General features: G+C 70.8%; 10 protein-coding genes and 1 pseudogene. 3 read left to right on the top strand and 8 right to left on the bottom strand.

The genetic code is table 11. The annotated features are described in order from the left end of the window. Window positions 1–3 precede the first annotated feature (3 nt). From STRCI_RS09420 to STRCI_RS09385, 8 genes are all read right to left on the bottom strand, one after another. On the bottom strand, window positions 4–903 hold the full coding sequence (locus STRCI_RS09420) for an aminotransferase class IV (protein ID WP_269658411.1): 900 nt from the start codon (window positions 901–903) through the stop codon (window positions 4–6). 10 nt (window positions 904–913) lie between these two features. Continuing rightward, complete coding sequence (locus STRCI_RS09415; protein WP_269658410.1) at window positions 914–1732, bottom strand: hypothetical protein; 819 nt, start codon at window positions 1730–1732, stop codon at window positions 914–916. After that, the gene (gene asnB, locus STRCI_RS09410) at window positions 1729–3567 is read right to left on the bottom strand and encodes an asparagine synthase (glutamine-hydrolyzing) (protein WP_269658409.1); all 1839 of its coding nucleotides are present in this window, start codon (window positions 3565–3567) and stop codon (window positions 1729–1731) included. The genes STRCI_RS09415 and asnB overlap by 4 nt, the downstream gene beginning before the upstream one ends. 3 nt (window positions 3568–3570) lie before the next feature. Beyond that, on the bottom strand, window positions 3571–4521 hold the full coding sequence (locus STRCI_RS09405; protein WP_269658408.1) for a peptidase: 951 nt from the start codon (window positions 4519–4521) through the stop codon (window positions 3571–3573). Beyond that, window positions 4521–5786, bottom strand: coding sequence for an ATP-grasp domain-containing protein (locus tag STRCI_RS09400; protein WP_269658407.1), 1266 nt, complete (start codon window positions 5784–5786; stop codon window positions 4521–4523). Before STRCI_RS09400 ends, STRCI_RS09405 begins: the two co-directional genes overlap by 1 nt. Further along, window positions 5783–9499 (bottom strand): non-ribosomal peptide synthetase, encoded by a 3717-nt coding sequence (locus tag STRCI_RS09395; RefSeq protein WP_269658406.1) that lies wholly within the window; start codon window positions 9497–9499, stop codon window positions 5783–5785. Before STRCI_RS09395 ends, STRCI_RS09400 begins: the two co-directional genes overlap by 4 nt. Before the next feature lie 113 nt (window positions 9500–9612). Then, window positions 9613–10833 carry an MFS transporter gene (locus STRCI_RS09390; RefSeq protein ID WP_269658405.1) on the bottom strand — a complete coding sequence of 407 codons (1221 nt, stop codon included), beginning with the start codon at window positions 10831–10833 and terminating at the stop codon, window positions 9613–9615. 266 nt (window positions 10834–11099) lie between these two features. Then, a complete protein-coding gene (locus tag STRCI_RS09385) occupies window positions 11100–12902 on the bottom strand; it encodes a glycoside hydrolase family 15 protein (RefSeq protein WP_269664515.1) in 1803 nt (600 codons plus the stop codon). Between the two features lie 509 nt (window positions 12903–13411). On the opposite strand from STRCI_RS09385, the gene STRCI_RS09380 reads away from it, so the two are divergent. The 3 genes and pseudogenes from STRCI_RS09380 to STRCI_RS09370 all read left to right on the top strand — a co-directional run bounded on the left by STRCI_RS09380 (window position 13412) and on the right by STRCI_RS09370 (window position 18014). Further along, window positions 13412–15079 (top strand): CTP synthase, encoded by a 1668-nt coding sequence (locus tag STRCI_RS09380; protein ID WP_269658404.1) that lies wholly within the window; start codon window positions 13412–13414, stop codon window positions 15077–15079. An 81-nt stretch (window positions 15080–15160) separates the two neighbouring features. Next, on the top strand, window positions 15161–15787 hold the full coding sequence (locus tag STRCI_RS09375; protein WP_269658403.1) for an NUDIX domain-containing protein: 627 nt from the start codon (window positions 15161–15163) through the stop codon (window positions 15785–15787). Between the two features lie 162 nt (window positions 15788–15949). Continuing rightward, window positions 15950–18014 (top strand): annotated as a pseudogene (locus STRCI_RS09370) (tetratricopeptide repeat protein). Window positions 18015–18017: the final 3 nt, after the last annotated feature.

Raw genomic sequence — 18017 nt, 5'->3', positions numbered from 1 at the left:
TCGTTACCGGATGCGCGCCTCGGCGCGTCCCTCGGTCAGCTCCCGGTATCCGGTGACGATCCTGCGCAGTACGTCATTGCCGCCGAGGGCGTAGTAGTGATCATCGATGCGGGCGACCGGCAGAATCTCGCAGGCGGTGCCGCACAGGAACGCGCCGTCCGCCGCGCCCGCGAACGCCGGCGGCAGATCGCCGACCGTGCACTCGATGCCCTCGCGCCCGGCGATCGCCAGCACGCACGCCCGGGTGATGCCCTCGATGGTGCAGCGGGTCGTCGGGGTGTGCAGCGCGCCGTCCTTGGTGAAGAACAGGTGCGCCCCGGTCGCCTCGACGAAGTTGCCGCGGTCGTCCAGGAGCAGCGCGTCGTCGAAACCGGCCCGCAGCGCCTCGTTCTTGCTGACCGTGCCGATCATGTAGTTGCCGGCCGCCTTGCTCTTGACCGGCGCGAACTCGGGCGAGGGCCGCCGGTAGCGGCCGGTGACCAGGGAGATGCCCTTCTCCAGGGCGTCCGCTGCGGCGTAGTAGCCCTCCGGGAGTTCCCAGGCGGCCACCGAGGTGTGGATCGAGGTCTTCAGCGCCGCGGTCTGGATGATCTCCGAGCCGCGCCAGGCGTTCATCCGGACGTAGCCCTCGGTGATGCCCGCCTCGGCGACGACCGCGAGGGTCGCCTCGTACAGTTCCTCCTCGCCGTGTTCGAGGTCGAAGTCGAGGACGCGTGCCGAGGAGCCCAGCCGGGCGATGTGCTCCTTCAGCAGGAACGGTGTGCCGCCGTAGACGCGGATGCCCTCGAAGATGCTGGACGCGTAGTGCAGTCCGTGGCTGAGCACATGGAGTCTGGCGTCGGCCCAGTCCACGAGGGCGCCGTCGTACCAGATCTTCCCGGTGCGCTGGTCGAAGGGGAGCACGGGGTGCCTCTCAGAGCGCGAGGTCGAAGAGCGGGTGCTGGAGATCGCCGACGAGGGCGACGAAGCGGCGCTGGTGCCGGGTCAGGCTCCGCACCGAGACCCCGTGCAGGGCAAGGCGGTTGATGGGGTACATCACCAGCGTGTTGCTGCGGTACGGGACGGTGGTGACCTCCTCGACATAGCTCGGATCGATGTCGAAGCGGTTGTCGCCGTACTCGGATGCGCTGGTGTGGAACTTGTGCGCGCCGGGCCGGTACTTGTACAGGATCAGGTCGCCGCCGACCGCGTCGTCCTCGGGCCGCCGCATGTAGAACAGTCCGCCGAAGAGCTTGTACGGCTTGTCCACGTGCGGTCCGCGGTAGCTGGACGGCTTGCCGGTGACGGCCGAGTTGATGACGGCGGTGCAGTCCAGCAGGATGTCGTGGGTCTCGAAGCCGTCCCGGTTGCGGCGGCCCACGCGCAGCTCCCGCAGCGGGCCCGTCTGCTTCTCGGCGTCGGGCAGGTTGGCGAGCAGATCCTCCTGGAACAGGTCGAGGAACTCCTCGTAGAAGGCGGGCGAGGCGTGGTAGTCGACGAAGTCCTTCCACACCTGTGCCGTCGCCGGATCGCCCAGGATCATCTCGGACATGTAGTTGTAGCGCTCGTTCGAGGTGATCGGTTTGCCGATCCGCTCGCCGATGTACTCGGCGGTCGGCATCGAGGCGGCCAGCGCGTCGTAGAGGTCCTGCGGCAGGGCGTCGCTGATGACGATGTGCGGGAAGGGATCGCGGCGTATGTCGTCCTTGGTGACGCCGGCGAGCACGGACGTCACACGGGGTGAGGTGGTCATCGGAGTATGCCTTCCGGGACGGGGGCGGGTGTGAGACTGCGTGCGGAGAGCCAGGTCTCCAGCATCAGAAGGGACCAGAGCAGCTCGGCGGCGTGGGCCGCGGGGCTCTCGGTCTGGGTGCGGAAGACGTCCTGGACGGTGTCCCGCCGGACGTAGTCGCGGCAGCGTGCGCCGGGGCGAAGGAGCAGGTCGCCGATCATGTCGTACAGCGCCTCACCCGGCTTGATCATCGCGGTGACGGGCAGGGTGAACGGCTGCTTGGGCCGCTCCACGACGCTGCGCGGCACCCAGCGCCGGGCGGCCTCGGCCACCGGTGCCTTCACGGTGTCGCCGGCCACCTTGACGTGCGCGGGCAGTGCGTGGGCCAGGCGCATCACGGACGGCTGGAGGAAGGGGATCCGGGCCTCCACCGAGTGGGCCATGCTCAAGTGGTCGACGCGGCGCAGGATGTAGTACGGGAACCGCTCGTACTGGTCGTAGCGCAGCAGCGTCTCCAGCTTGCCCCGTCGTCCCGAGCGCACCCGGCGGTCGAGTTCATCGCCGCTGCGGTCGCCGAAGTACCCGCCCGTGGCCCTGACATGGGCCAGGTAGTCGGGCGTGTAGAGCCGGTCCAGGGCAGCCGTGTCGGCCGCGGCCATGGTGCCCTGGTAGGTGCGGTGCCAGGAGGCGGCGCCGTCCCGGTCGGCCTTGACGAACCGCGCGTACCCGGCGAAGAGTTCGTCGGCGCCGTCGCCGGTCAGGGCCACCTTGAAACCGGCCTGGTGGACGGCCTCGAACAGGGCGAACGTACTGAGGCTGTGCGGGGCGTTGTTGGGCTGGTCGAGATGGCGGACGAACCGCTCGACCAGTTCGGGGAATCCGGCCGGGTCCAGGAGCACCTGGTGATGGGCGGTGCCGCAGTGCCGGGCCACCGCCGCGGCGTGGTGCCGTTCGTCGGCCGGCCAGTCGCCGTGGTAGGCGATGTTGAACGAGGCCACGTCGGACACCAGATGGGCGGCGAGGGCCGTGGTGTAGCTGGAATCGAGCCCGCCGCTGGTGATGACGCAGACCGGCACATCGGCTTCGACCATCCGGCCCACCTCGGTGCGCAGCAGCTCGTCCAGCAGCTCCGCCGCGGCGGCGACGGTCGGCTCGCCGTCCGGCCAATGCGGATCGGCGGGCTCCAGCGGGGTGTGCGTGACGGTCGTCCGCCCGTTCGCGAAGCGCAGGGTGGAGCCGGGTTCCAGGGTGTGGACCCGGGTGTGGACCGTGCCGGGTCCCCAGACGGCCTTGCCGCCGAGGTAGCGGTCGACGGCGAGCGGGTCGAGCTCGTCGGGGAAGTCGGGGAACCTGCTGAGGGCCTGGAGTTCGGAGGCGAAGCGCAGCCGGCGGCCGTCGGCGGACAGGTAGTAGTAGAGCGACTTCATGCCCGCGTGGTCGGTGAAGAGCTTCAGCGTGGGCTCCGCGCGCTCGTCGACCAGCGCGATCGCGAACATGCCCTCAAGGCGTGCGGTGAACGCGTCCCCGTACAGCTCGTACAGCGGCAGCAGCACGTCCCCGTCGCAGTGACCGTCGTCGAAGGCATGGCCCCGGGCGGTGAGTTCGGTCCGCAGCTGCCGGTGGTTGTAGATCTCGCCATTGAAGACGCAGGTCAACTGCCCGCGCACGAAAGGCTGGTGGCCGGAGCCGACGCCCTGGATGGCCAGCCGGTTGGTGCCGAGGGTCCAGCCGTCGCCGTCGCGGCGGGTCTGTTCGTCCGGCCCGCCCGGAAGCATCGCCGCCGCAACCGCGTCCAGTACGTCAGGTTCGGCGCGCTCGCCTCTTTCGCCGCCGAAGCAGCCGTAGATGCGGCACACGGGTCAGGACTCCTTCCCGGGGAGCCCGGAGACGGCTCCCGCGAGGTCGGCGGAGCGGGCGCCGCTCTGGCGGGCCTGCGGATAGTGCCGGGCGAGGAACTCGGTGACGATCTCGACCTGCCGCAGGATGTCGTCGAGCTGGGCGGGGGTGGGGCTGACGCCGTGGCCGTCGAGGGCGCTGTTGCCCGTCTTGAGATGGACCGGCGCGGCGGCTCGGACGATGTCGGGTGCCTCGTAGGTGCGGATGAACCCGCCGGACATCCGGGGGTTGTCCACATGGCAGTCCAGGGGGATCCGGACCGCCTGCCGCAGCGCCGCGATCATCGGCAGCGTCAGATCGCGCACCGGATTGAAGCTGTTCGCGCCGAGCATCTCCAGCATCTGCGCCGAGGCCGGGTTGCCCTGGCCGCAGTGCGCGGAGACCTTCAGATGGATGTCGGCGGGCAGTTCACCGGAGCTGCGCAGCCGCCCGAGCACCCACAGCAGCCCCTCGTCGTAGACGACGAAGCCGCGGACGCCGAGGCCGATGCCGCGCTTGACGTCCTCCACGGCCCGGACGACCTGGTCCTGGCCGCGCAGCCGGTAGCCGATGCGCGAACCTTCGGGGGTCTGCACGCCGCCGCCGATGTCGTACGTGGCGCGCGGGCCGACCGACATCAGGATCTCGGTGCCGTACTCCTTGCCGAGCGCGACATACGTGGCGATCTCGCGGGCCGTGTGCCGGTACATGCCGCGGGTCTCGGTGATCCGGTTGATGGTGAAGCCCCGGCGGCGGCTCTCCCCGAGCAGGGTCTCGGCGGCCTGGACGGTGTTCACCGTGGGCACCTCGATACGGAAGTGCCCCCCGTCGGGGAACGTCCCGTCGGAGCGCGGAATGCGCTCCAGGTCGCCCAAGGGCAGTCCCAGCCGGGCGAGTTGCCTGCGGGTCTGGTCGTAGAAGGCGGTCGGGGCCATTACCTGGTCACCTCAAAACCGAGTCGGTCGGCCATGCCCGCGACGATGTCCTCGGCGATCCGGATCGAGGTCGCGCGGTCGGCGTGCACGACCTGGACCTCGCCGAAGTTGCCGAGGTTTCCCCGGCAGGGCAGGAGCGTGTCGCCGTCGGGGAAGCGGACGGTGAAGGAGTGCAGGGTGTCGCCGTGCTCGGCGGCGGCCCAGTCGAGGTCCGGTACGCGGCGGGGCCTCGGCACGGTGTCGGCGGCGCCGAACCAGCGGACGGTCGCGTAGTGGGTGAAGGCGCTCGGGCCGCGCTCGATCCGCTCGCCGAGGTGGATCCGGACGAGGAGTTCGAAGATGTCCCCGCCGCCGGCCAGTCGGAACAGGTTCGGCAGACAGGACCCCATCAGGCGCGGATTGACCTCGATGAGCCGGGGCGTGCCGTCCGCGCCGAGCATGATCTCGACGTGGAAGATGCCGAGCCGCAGCCCGAGCGCGCCGACGACGGCCTCGGCGAACTCCATCACCCGGTCGTGGTCGGCGGCGCTGATCCCGGCGGGGATCGTGGTGCCGGTCTCCAGCGCCTCGTGGCGGCGCCAGGTGGAACGCTCGCTGACGGCCAGCCGCAGGAACCGGCCGTGGGTGAGGCCGATCTCCGCGGAGAGGAAGCGTCCGCTCAGATACTCCTCGACGAGGATGCCCGCCGCGTAGACGCCCGCGTCGGCCCGGCCGAGGATCTCGGCCAACTCCCGCTCGTCGGCGATGACATGGGCGCCCTCGCTGCCGGAGCCCCGGGCCGGTTTGACGACGACCGGGTAGCCGGTGGCGGCGGCGAAGGCGGCGGCCTCCTCGAATCCGTCGACGACGGCGTGCCGGGTGCTGTCGACGCCGGCCGCCGCGAGGACGTCCCGGCAGCGGTCCTTCTGCTTGGCGGTCACGGCCGCGGCGGCGTCGGTGAACGGGATCCCGAGCTCCTCGGCGATCCGCGCGACGGGAACCACCAGCGCGTCCACGGTGGCGACGAACCCGTCCACCGGCCGCTCCCGGTGCACCGCTCGGACACATGAGCGCAGGGCGTCCAGGTCGGTGGCGTCCTTCAGGACGTGGACCTCGTCGACGAACCGGCCGTAGGGGGAGGTGTCGAAGTCGATGTTCTGGGACTGCTCCATCAACTGGGAGCGGATGAGCGTCACATGGTGACCGAGCCGCTTGGCCGCCTCGAACGCCGGGGCGTTGCCGGCCTTCCAGGTCACGAAGACCACATGCCGTGCTGTCGGGGTCATCGGGTTCTCCTCGCGAACCGCTGGCCGATCCGGACGTAGCCCGGAGTGGCGGTACCGGGTGTGGGAATGAAGGAGATGGAACCGGCGAGGATGTTCTTCTCGGACATGGAGCTGAACCCGCCCGCGCCGGACAGGACGAGGTCGCCCTCGTCGAGGCACCGCCACGCGCCGTCCGGCTGCCGCTCGGAGTAGGCGTAGCGCAGATGCTCGGCGCCGCGCTCCACCTGGAGCCGGTAGCCGTCTGAGGCGTACAGCCCGGCGCAGTCGTCGAGTTCCATCTCGAACGGGCGCCCGGTGCGGATCAGTCCCTCGCCGGTGAGGGACCGCAGCAGGTCCTCGTAGAGGCCGAACGCCGGATAGGCGTTGGCGAGCAGGAGGAGGAAGGAGCGCTCCTCGGGGAAGATCTGGATGAAGTTGTGGTGGCCGCTGCCGTTGGAGTTGAAGCCGAAGGCGGTCGGGCCGAACATCAGCCAGCCCAGACCCCAGGCGTGCATGAAGTGATGCCCGGGGACGGGGACTTGGGGCGTGCGCATCTGCCGCGCCAGCTCCGCCGACAGCAGCCGCTCACCGTCGGGCGTGACTCCGTCGTCGACGGCGAGCCGGGCGATCCTCGCCAGTTCGGCCAGGGTCAGGCAGACGGAGAAGGACCCGGCGGCGTCGTCGGCGATGGTCTGCCTCGGCGGATCATGCCGTACGTACTGCTTGACGTTCTCGGTCCAGACATAGCCGGTGGAGATGGCGCGCCCGTAGTGTCCGCCCTCGGTGCGGGTCTCCGGGATCTCCTTGATGCCGAGCGGGGTGAGCATCAGCTCGTTGACCGCGCGGCGCCAGGGAATCCCGAGGAGCCGCTCGATCAGCGCGGCGACGATCGAGGTGCCGACCGCCGAGTACGCGAACACCTCGCCGGGCTCGAAGAGCTGGCCGTAACCGGCCAGGGAGTCCAGATAGGTGTCCAGGTCGGGCAGGTCGGTGTCGTGCCAGACCTCGTAGGAGTCATCGACGCCGCTGGTGTGCGACAGCAGGTGGCGCAGGGTGACCTCGACCGTACGGCCGTCGCTGCGCCGGAAGGCCCGCGGCAGCAGCTCGTTCAGCGGCTGGTCCAGGCCGATCAGGCCGCGGTCGACGAGCCGGAGCGCGACGAAGGCCAGCATCGCCTTGCTGATGCAGGTGACGCGCTGCCGGGTCCGGGGGCCGTAGGGGGTGCGCGCGTCGGTGTCGGTGACGCCGTAGTACGTCAGATCCAGTCGCCCGTCCAGGAAGACCGCCGTACCCGCGCCCGGCACACCGTGGCCACGGGCCGACTCACGGAGCGTCTCGGCGACGGCACGCAGCCGCGCGGGAGCGTCCACGGGCGCCTCGGCGGCGACCTGTTCGCGGGTACGCCGCAACAGCTCCGCCTGTTCCGCCAGGGTGCGGTGGCCGTAGATCTCGGCCACCCGCACCGGCCGCCCGGCGGCGTCGGAGAGGCGGGCCGCGAGTAGCGTGGCCAGCAGGGAGTGCCCGCCCACGGAGAAGAAGTCCAGGTCGGGCGAGATCCCGGACAGACCGAGGAGTTCGGACCACACCCGGGCCACGCTCGCCTCGTCGGGGTCGTCGCCGGTGAAGGCCGTGGCGGCGTCGGTGCCCCAGTCGATCGGACGGGCGGCGAGGGCCTTGCGGTCGACCTTGCCGTTGGGCAGCCGGGGCAGCCGCTCCTCGACGACGATCTTGGCGGGCTGCATGTAGTGAGGCAGCTTGGCCCGCAGATGGGCGGCCATCGCCTCGGTCGTCACCTCGGCGCCGTCCAGGCCCACCCAGCAGACCAGCCGGGTGTCCGCGCCGCCGCCCACGGCCAGCGCCGCGATGTCGCGCAGGCCCACGACCTCGCGCAGCACCGACTCGATCTCGCCGAGCTCGATCCGGAAGCCGCGCACCTTGACCTGGTTGTCCTTGCGGCCGAGGAAGCGCAGTTCGCCGTCCTCGGTCCAGCGGGCCAGATCGCCCGTACGGTACAGCCGGCCGCCCGGCACCGGGCCGAGGCGGTCCGGGGCGGGCACGAACGCGGCGCCGGTGCGCTCGGGGTCGTTGATGTAACCGTCGGCCAGCCCGTCGCCGCCGAGGTGGAGTTCGCCGGTGGCGCCGTGCGGAACGGGCCTGCCGTCGGCGTCGAGCAGATACGCGACGGTGTTGTGGACCGGGACGCCGATCGTGGGAGCCTGGTCGGTGGGGCCGGTGAAGCACTTCCAGGTCGAGTACGTGGTGTCCTCGGAGGGCCCGTACAGGTTGTACAGCCGCTCCACACCCGTGCTCGCGAACGCGGCGTTCACCAGCTCCTTGGAGAGCGGCTCACCGGCCACGTTGAGCACCCGCGTCGAGGCGGGCACGCTCCCGCGCTGGAGCAGGACGTTGAGGGCGCTCGGCACGGTGTTGACCAGGGTCGGGTGCAGCCCGGGGTCCTCCGTGAGCGCGAGGACGTTGTCCACGACGACGACACAGCCGCCGCGGGTGAGCGGGGCCCACAGCTCGTACACCGACAGGTCGAAGTTGAGGGACGTGGAGAACAGCACGCGGGCCAGGTCCTCGGCGCCGTAGGTGGCCTCGGACCAGGCCAGGAGCGCGACGACGCCGCGATGGCTGATCACCACGCCCTTGGGTATGCCGGTCGAGCCGGAGGTGTAGATGAGATGGGTGGTGTCCCGCGGGCCGACGACGACGTCCGGCGATGTGTCGTCCTCGGCGGATGCCTTCTCCCACAGCTCCGGCCACGACAGCGCGGTCGCGGACACCCCGGCGAGCCAGTCCGGGGCCGTGTCCCGGTCGTGGACGACGGCGGCCATGTCGGCGCTCGCGGCGATGGCGGTCAGCCGGTCGGCCGGATAGGCCGGGTCGAGGGGGACGTAGGCGCAGCCCGCCTTGTGCACCGCGAGCAGCAGCGCGACCCCGTGGTGGGTGCGCGGCAGGGAGAGCCCGATCCGGGAGCCCGGACCGATCCCCCCGGAGGCGAGCGCACGCGCCAACCGGTTCGCCTCCCGGTCGAGTTGGCGGTACGTCAGGATGGTGCCGTCGCATTCGACGGCCGGGGCGTCGGGGGTACGGGCCGCCTGGGCCTCGACGAGGGCGTGCACGGTGGTGCCGCGGTCGTAGGGGAGCGCGGTGTCGTTGAACTCCCGCAACAGGCGCCCGCTCTCTCCCTCGGAGAGCAGGGCCAGCTCCGCGACGGGCGCCAGCGGGCGCCGTACGGCGTCGTGCAGCAGGGTGTCGAGGTTGGCGGCCATGCGCCGGATCAGCTCGGGGGTGAAGAGCGCGCGGTCGTGGTGCAGGGTGAGTCCGGTGCCGGAGATCTCCAGGAGGAGCGCGAAACCCTCCGGGTCGGGAGCGGGGCCGCCGGTGTGGACGGTGCCGACCCGCAGACCGTCGCCGAGGTCGGCGGGTCCGCCGGTGCGGGCCGCTTCGTCGTACCGGTCGCCGAGCGCGGAGGCCAGGCCGGTGAGCGTCAGACCCGGTACGTCGTAGGACCGCACGGCCAGGCCCGCCCGCGCCAGCACGATGTCGTCCTGCCCGCTGTACCGGTGGACGAGCACGGTGAAGGCGGCATGGACCAGGTCCGCGGGCCAGGACCCGGAGGACCAGGAATACGTCCCGGTGCCCGTCGTCGGTGCGGCGTCGTCACATATGGGCAATTGCAATGCCGGTGCCGCAATGGATGAGTCGGCGGAGATATCGCCCACTGTCATGGTGGTCCTCTCCTCTTTATCGGTTCTCGGGCCGTGCGGCATGCGCCCATAATCGAGACGAGCCGAATTACGGTCAGGAAGAAGTGTCGGGAGAATGCCGGAATTCGGACGGCTCAGACCGCGACGTAATCGGCCGCGGCCTTTCCGCTGCGCAGCGCCCATTTCGTCACGGCCGGCACGGCGGCCCCGACCAGCGCGAAGCCGGCGGCCATGACGATCCAGCCGAGGGTTCCGTGCTCGATCACGAGCCAGGTCAGCAGGGCGGGAGCGATCATCTTGCCCAGATCGGCGCCCATGGCGTAGGTGCCCTGGTACTGGCCCTGGGCGTGCTCGGGCGCCAGACCGAACGACAGGCCCCAGCTTCCGGCGGACTGCCGGATCTCGCCCAGCACATGGGCGAGCGCGCCCAGCAGGAGCAGCGCGCCGGCCACCCGGGCCGAGGCGTCGCCGGTCAGGGAGAACACCAGACAGGCGACCGCGATGCACCACGACCCCGAGCGCGAGGCGCGGGCCGCCGCAGATGGTTCGTCCGTCCCGCGCGCGGCCCTGACCTGGAGCAGCACCACGGCGACGGTGTTGGTGAGCAGGATGGCCGCGATCATCCACCGCGGGGCGTCGGTGCGGTCCAGCACCCACAGCGGAAGGACGACGTCGAGCAGCAGATTGTGCATGGACAGCAGCCCGTCCAGCACGATGAAGGTCAGATACGGCCGGTCCCGCAGCACGATCAGCGCGGGCCCCGGCCGGGCCGGCTGGGCGGGGACGGCGGGCAGCAGCAGGGTGAGCAGCCCGGTGGCCAGATAGGTGGCGGCGTTGAAGACGACGGCGCCCTGGTACGCCGCGACCGAGTCGACGGCCAGCAGCAGACCGGCCAGCGCCGCGCCCACGGAGACGCTGACATTGCTCGTGGCCCGCAGATAGGCGCGTACCGTGACGCGTTCCTCGGGCGGCACGAGGCCCGCCACCATGGCCATCCGGGCGCTGCGGCTCGCGCTGTAGGCGACGGCCTGCACGCTGACCACGGCCACGTACATGGCGAAGCCGTCCACCGCGAGCAGCGCCGCGGTCAGCGGCCCGAGGGCGATGAAGGACCAGATCTGGACGGAACGCGGTCCGACCCGGTCGGCCAGATGGCCGGTCGGGGTGCTGACCGCCAGTGCCACGCCGGCCGCGATGCCGACGCCGACGCCGAACTGGCCGGGCGTCAGGTTCAGGACGGTGATCGCGTAGATGGCGTTGAGCGCCATCCACAGGCCCTGGCCCAGGGTGTGGACCAGGGTGATTCCGGTGAGGACGCGCGCGGGACCCTGTGCCGGGAGCAGCCTGCTCAGCATGGCCGCGCCGCGCTCTCTTCTTTCTCCGCGCACGTCAGGATCGCCAACATGCCCCACCCCTCTCGTCCAGCGCCATTGCCAGCGACAAGATTCGGGTATTTCCCCGTTGATTCGCGGCCGAGATTGTCGGCCTCGCGGGATCTATCGAAACGGGGTTTCCGCGCGGCTGTCCAGGAATACACCTGTGGTGCGGGTCACATTCGAGCAACTCTATAGACAGGCTGAAGCCCGGGGAAAGGAATTGTGGTTCGGCCGCCGTACGCCCTTCAGCCTCCGTATGCTCCGGAGGCCGTCAGACGCAGGGCGGTGTCGATCAGCGGGACGTGACTGAACGCCTGCGGGAAGTTGCCGACCTGGCGCTGGAGGTGCGGGTCCCATTCCTCGGCCAGCAGCCCGAGGTCGTTGCGCAGCGACAGCAGCTTCTCGAAGAGCTTGCGGGCCTCGTCGACCCGGCCGATCATCGCCAGGTCGTCGGCCATCCAGAACGAGCAGGCGAGGAAGGCGCCCTCGTCGCCGGGCAGACCGTCGACGCCCTCGTCCTCACCCTGCGTCGGATAGCGCAGGATGAAGCCGTCCGGCGTGGACAGCTCGCGCTGGATCGCCTCGATGGTCCCGATGACCCGCTTGTCGTCCGGCGGCAGAAAGCCCATCTGCGGGATCAGCAGCAGGGAGGCGTCCAGCTCCTTGGAGCCGTAGGACTGGGTGAAGGTGTTGCGCTCCTTGTCGTAGCCCCGCTCGCACACGTCCCGGTGGATGTCGTCGCGCAGTTCGCGCCAGCGGTCCAGGGGACCGTCCGCGTCACCGGACTCGATGAGCTTGATGGTGCGGTCGACCGCGACCCAGGCCATGACCTTGGAGTGCACGAAGTGGCGGCGCGGTCCGCGCACCTCCCAGATGCCCTCGTCCGGCTCCTGCCAGTGGTCCTCCAGATAGCGGATCAGCTTCAGCTGGAGCAGTGAGGCGTAGTCGTTGCGCGCCAGACCCGTCATATGGCCCAGGTGCAGCGCCTCGGTGACCTCGCCGTACACATCCAGCTGGAGCTGGTGCGCGGCGCCGTTGCCGACCCGGACCGGCGCGGAGTTCTCGTAGCCGGGCAGCCAGTCCAGCTCCGCCTCGCCCAGCTCGCGCTCGCCGGCGATGCCGTACATGATCTGGAGGTTCTCCGGGTCGCCCGCGACCGCCCGCAGCAGCCACTCGCGCCAGGCACGGGCCTCCTCGCGGTAGCCGGTGCGCAGCAGCGAGGACAGGGTGATCGCCGCGTCCCGCAGCCAGGTGTAGCGGTAGTCCCAGTTGCGGACGCCGCCGATCTCCTCGGGCAGCGAGGTGGTCGGCGCGGCGACGATGCCGCCGGTCGGGGCGTAGGTGAGGGCCTTCAGCGTGATCAGCGAGCGGATCACGGCCTCGCGGTAGGGGCCGTGGTACGTGCAGTGCTCGACCCACTCCCGCCAGAACTCCTCGGTGGCCTCCAGCGACTGCTCGGGCTCGGGCAGCGGCGGCGGCTGATGGTGCGAGGGCTGCCAGGAGATGGTGAAGGCGATCCGGTCGCCCGGGGCGACGGTGAAGTCGGAGTACGTCGTCAGGGACTTGCCGTAGGTCTCCCGGTCGGTGTCGAACCAGACCGAGTCCGGACCCGCGACGGCCACCGTACGGCCCTCGTGCTTGTGCACCCACGGCACGACCCGGCCGTAGGAGAACCGCATCCGCAGGGCCGAGCGCATCCGGACCCGGCCGGAGACGCCCTCCACGATCCGGATCAGCTGCGGGGCGCCGTCGCGCGGGGGCATGAAGTCGGTCACCCGGACCGTCCCGCGCGGGGTGTCCCACTCGGACTCCAGGATCAGCGAGTCCCCGCGGTAACTGCGCCGGGCCGCCACCGGCGGCTTCGCGTCCGCCGCGTGCGCGGGCCCGAGCCGCCAGAAACCGTGCTCCTCGGTGCCCAGCAGACCGGCGAAGATGGCGTGCGAGTCGAAGCGGGGCAGGCACAGCCAGTCCACTGTGCCGTCCCGGCAGACCAGCGCCGCGGTCTGCATGTCTCCGATGAGTGCGTAGTCTTCGATGCGCCCGGCCACGTGCAACTCCAGTCGAACGGCCACGTCACCCCCCAAGGCAGAAGGGGGCGGTCGCTAGTGCGGTCAAGGGGTCGTTGTAATGCGTCGTCGAGCGGTGAAGCAAAGCAGCCGCTCCGCCGTGAGGCAAAACGTCAATCGTTGCTCAACGAACTGACGAGCTCGCGTTGTTCCGGTGGTACGGGCGGGGGTGGTGCCGTCTTGCCGGTCCGGCTCGGCAGTGAATGTCCGAGCAGGATACGACGCACGTAGATGATCTGCGTGCCGCTCCGGGCAACGTGGATGGGCCGAACGGGTGAGCAACGGGTGAGAAACCCGTGCACCCGAGTGGCTCCGTGTCGGCGCGTACGCAGAGCGTGGCCGGAAGCCATCGCCCCGCGGCGCTGATACCCTGGTAGCCCGTGGACCGGTGGGAGACAAACCCCCGAACCGCAGCGACGGCAACTCCGGAATCTCCGGTGGAAACGCCGCACCGCACCCCAGACCGCGACCACGGGAGCCCCCCTTTGGCCATGCCGCCCGCTGCTTTTCGACACAGTGCAGCCACGACGACCAAGCACATCTTCGTCACCGGGGGTGTCGCCTCCTCGCTGGGCAAGGGCCTCACCGCCTCCAGCCTGGGCATGCTGCTCAAGGCGCGGGGCCTGCGCGTCGTCATGCAGAAGCTCGACCCGTATCTCAACGTCGACCCCGGGACGATGAACCCCTTCCAGCACGGAGAGGTCTTCGTCACCAACGACGGCGCCGAGACGGACCTGGACATCGGACATTACGAGCGCTTCCTCGACCGTGACTTGGACGGCTCCGCCAATGTCACTACAGGACAGGTCTACTCGACGGTGATCGCCAAGGAGCGGCGCGGCGAGTACCTGGGCGACACCGTGCAGGTCATCCCGCACATCACCAACGAGATCAAGCACCGCATCCGGCGTATGGCGACCGACGAGGTCGATGTCGTCATCACCGAGGTCGGCGGCACCGTCGGTGACATCGAGTCGCTGCCGTTCCTGGAGACCGTCCGCCAGGTCCGGCACGAGGTCGGCCGTGACAACGTCTTCGTCGTCCATATCTCGCTCCTGCCGTACATCGGCCCCTCGGGAGAGCTGAAGACGAAGCCGACCCAGCACTCGGTTGCGGCCCTGCGGAACATCGGTATCCAGCCGGACGCGATCGTGCTGCGCTGCGACCGCGAGGTGCCCACCGCGATCAAGCGCAAGATCTCGCTGATGTGCGACGTCGACGAGGCCGCCGTGGTCGCCTGCCCCGACGCCCGCTCGATCTACGACATCCCGAAGACCGTGCACGGCGAGGGCCTGGACGCCTATGTCGTCCGCAAGCTGGACCTGCCGTTCCGCGACGTGGACTGGACGACCTGGGACGACCTGCTCGACCGCGTCCACAACCCCGACCACGAGATCACCCTCGCCCTGGTCGGCAAGTACATCGACCTGCCCGACGCCTACCTCTCGGTCACCGAGGCGCTGCGCGCGGGCGGCTTCGCCAACAAGGCCCGGGTGAAGATCAAGTGGGTCACCTCCGACGACTGCAAGACCCCGGCCGGCGCCAAGGCGCAGCTCGGTGACGTCGACGGCATCTGCATCCCCGGCGGCTTCGGCGACCGCGGTGTGCTCGGCAAGGTCGGCGCGATCAAGTTCGCCCGCGAGAACAAGATCCCGCTGCTCGGCCTCTGCCTGGGCCTGCAGTGCATCGTGATCGAGGCGGCCCGCAGCCTCGCCGACATCGGCGACGCCAACTCCACCGAGTTCGACCCCGCGACCGGTCACCCGGTCATCTCCACGATGGCCGAGCAGCTGGACATCGTCGCCGGTGAGGGCGACATGGGCGGCACGATGCGGCTCGGCATGTACCCGGCCAAGCTGGCCGAGGGCTCCATCGTGCGCGAGGTCTACGACGGCAAGGAGTACGTCGAGGAGCGGCACCGGCACCGCTACGAGGTGAACAACGCCTACCGCGCGGAGCTGGAGAAGAAGGCCGGGATCCTGTTCTCCGGCACCTCGCCGGACGGCAAGCTCGTGGAGTACGTCGAGTACCCGCGCGACGTCCACCCCTACCTGGTGGCGACGCAGGCGCACCCCGAGCTGCGCTCGCGCCCGACCCGCCCCCACCCGCTGTTCGCGGGCCTGGTGAAGGCGGCTGTCGAGCGCAAGACGGGTAAGTGACACAAGGGTTGTTACGGTGACCGGGGTGTGCGCGTTCAGGACGCGCGCACCCCGGTTGTCACAGGTGCGGAAGGGCAAGGCATGACGATCAAGGACACCCCGGCGGAGTGGGAGATCCGGGCGACGGAGACCCCGTTCGTCGGCAACAAGACCTCCGTCCGCACGGACGACGTGGTCATGCCCGACGGCGGCGTGGCCCACCGTGACTACCAGGTCCACCCGGGTTCGGTCGCCGTCCTCGCCCTCGACGACGAGGACCGGGTACTGCTCATCAAGCAGTACCGGCACCCCGTACGGCACAAGCTGTGGGAGATCCCGGCCGGGCTGCTCGACATCCCCGGCGAGAACCCGCTGCACGCGGCCCAGCGCGAGCTGTACGAGGAGGCGCACGTCAAGGCGGAGGACTGGCGGGTGCTGACGGATGTCTTCACGACGCCGGGCGGTTGCGACGAGGCGGTACGGGTCTTCCTCGCCCGCGATCTGTCCGAGGCGGAGGGCGAGCGGTTCTCCGTCGAGGACGAGGAGGCGGACATGGAGCACGCGCGCGTGCCGCTCACGGAGCTGGTCCGGGGCGTGCTCGCGGGGGAGTTGCACAACAACTGCCTTGTGGTGGGCGTGTTGTCGCTGGTCGCGGCGCGGGCGGGCGACGGCCTTGAGGCACTGCGCCCGGCGGATGCGCCGTGGCCGGCCCGGCCCTTCGAAGCCTGATCACGCACCGGCACTCCAAGGTGTGACCATCGGCTGATCCGATCGGGCGACGTCACCGCCGCGCTCCACACGGCTCGTTGCAGAGCGTGAACTAGGCTCTGAAACACGCCCGTACCGGAATCCCGGCGGGCTTGCGCGTGCGGTGGGACGGGAGTGTGGCCCGTGACGGATCAGGCGGTGGACACCGGTGGCGTCCGGGTGTCGGTCGACGGGCAATTCCTGGGTCGGACACGGGAGTTGAAGGAGCTGCTCGCCGACATCGAGCGGGCGGGTCTGGACACCATCTCCGGTAAGAAGGCACCCCGCGCGCGGGTGCTGCTCATCGCCGGCCGCCCCGGGTCCGGCCGCACCTCCCTCGCCGAGGAACTCGTACGGCAGGTGGCGGACCGTTACGGCGACGGCGTGCTGCGCGCCCGGCTCAGCGAACCCGACGGCGCCCCCGTCCCCGTCGACTCCGTCGCCCGCGATCTGCTCACCGCCCTGGAGCTGCCGACCCCGGCCGGTGCCGCCGAGGACGATCTCACCGCGGCGCTGCGCGAGGCGCTCGCCGACCGCAAGGTCCTGCTGCTGCTCGACGACGCGGCCACCGCCGAGCAGGTCGACGCACTGCTCCCCGAGACCCCGGACTGTCTGGTCGTCGCCGTCTCCGCCGGGCCGCTCACCGGGATCTCCGACGTCCGCCCGTGCACGCTCGGCGGACTGGACACCAAGTCGGCGGTGGAAGTGCTGTCCCGGCACGCGGGCTCGGTCCGGATCACCGTCGACCCGCGCGCCGCCGAAGGGCTGGTCGAGGAGTGCCAGGCGCAGCCCGCCGCGCTGATGCTGGCCGGCGGCTGGCTCGCGGCCCGCCCCAAGGCCGCCGTCGCCGACCTCGCCAAGCAGCTGCACGCCGAACTCGACGAGGACACCCCGGGCACCCCGCTCGCCCGGGTCTTCCGGCTCGTCCACGCCGCCCTGCCCGCCCCGGCCGCCCGGATACTGCGACTGCTCAGCCTCGCCCCGGCCGGCCTGGTCGACCCGCACACCGCCTCCGCCCTGGCCGGCTGCTCGGTCAGCGGCGCCCGCACCACCCTGGACGACCTCGTCGCCCTCGGCCTGCTGCGGGGCGTGGACTCCCCGCTGCCCCAGTACGAGGTGCCCGGCTGTCTGTACCCCCTGCTCAGGGCGCTCACCGAGGTCCACGACCGGGCCGCCGAGCTCCAGCTGGCCCGCGCCCGGATGCTGGAGCGCACGGTGCGGCTGCTCCAGTCGTGCCGGGCGATCACCGAGACCGACAGTGCGCAGGCCCGCGAGAAGCTCCTCGGCATGCCGCGCTCACTGCGCTTCCCCAACCCCCGCGCGGCGGCCGACTGGCTGCTCATCCGCAGGCCCGCCCTGCTCGCCTCGGCCCGTCTGGCGGTCGCCGACGGGGAGCTGGACACCCTGGCCCGACGGCTGATGTCCCAGCTGGTGCGGGCCATGGTCGCCCACTTCGGCACCCAGGCCGCGGCCGGGGACCTGTACGGCATCCACAGAATGGTGCTGGACGTGGCCGAGCGCCGGAACCTGCCCCGGGAGCAGTCCGCTGCGCTGCTGAACCTCGGTGACCTCGACGCCCGCACCGGGCGGACCCGGGAGGCGCTGGCCCGCTACCGGGCCGCCCTGGACGCCGGACGTGCGGCGAACGACCCGTACGCGACCGGCCGGGCGATGGAATCCGTAGGCGGCGCCCATCTGGAGCTCGGGGACTACGACCGGGCCGCCGACTGGTTCGGCCGGGCGCTGGCCCAGCGGCTGGCCCGGGACGAGCGCGCCGACGCGGCCCGGCTGTACGGCCGGATCGGCGCCGCGCACACCTTCGCGGGCCGCTACGGCGAGGCGCAGCGCAACTGGCGCGCGGCGGTCGCCGGGCACCGCCGCGTGGGCGATGTCGGCGCCCACGCCCGGGCGTTGAGCGAGCTCGCCCGGGTCCAGGAGTACGCGGGCCGGCCCGAGGAGTCGCTGCACACCTGCCAGGAGGCGGTGGAGTGGGCGCGGCGCGCCGACGACGTACGGCTGCAGGCCGCGCTGCATCTGCGGCTGGCCGACACGCTGGAGCACCTCGGGGACTCCGCCGCGGCTCGACTGCACCGCGGGGCCGCCGAGCGCATGCTGGGTGAGGAGCTCCCGGAGGGGGAACCCGAGCCGGAAGAGGTACCCACAGAGCGGTAGGGCCTGCGAAATCCGTAGTGCATCCGCTGAAGATTGATGC

This window comes from Streptomyces cinnabarinus, assembly GCF_027270315.1.
Lineage (GTDB): Bacteria > Actinomycetota > Actinomycetes > Streptomycetales > Streptomycetaceae > Streptomyces > Streptomyces cinnabarinus.
Note: the sequence above shows the minus strand (reverse complement) of the source record. Positions and strands in the feature narration are given on the sequence as shown.